Genomic DNA, 312 nt, shown 5'->3' on the forward strand with positions numbered 1-312 from the left:
TCATGGCGTGGTCCCGCCGTCTTCGTGATTGAGCCCTGTCGGCATCCTTGTTAGATTGGATCCAATATCCGCGCAAGAGGCTTCGCACATGACCACCGACCTGACCCGCCTGGTCGAAACGACGCGGCCGCGTTTCCGCACGGCGACGGAGTTCGTGGAGGCGACCCTGGGGGCGGCGATCCTGGACGGGGTGCTGGCCGCGGGCGCGCCGCTGCGGCAGGAGGAGCTGGCCGCCGCCTTCGGCGTCAGCCGCATGCCCGTGCGCGAGGCGCTGCGCCAGCTGGAGGCGACGGCCCTAGTGGAGTTCCACCC

1 protein-coding gene is annotated in these 312 nt (G+C 69.9%); it reads left to right on the forward strand.

Features of this window, described 5'->3' with window-relative positions; all coding sequences use genetic code 11:
• Positions 1-88: 88 nt before the first annotated feature.
• Positions 89-312, forward strand: a 224-nt coding sequence (locus JT719_RS24490) for a GntR family transcriptional regulator (protein ID WP_207436410.1), incomplete at its 3' end; no start/stop codon positions are given.

The organism is Sabulibacter ruber (assembly GCF_017355955.1).
Lineage (GTDB): Bacteria > Bacteroidota > Bacteroidia > Cytophagales > Hymenobacteraceae > Nibribacter > Nibribacter ruber_A.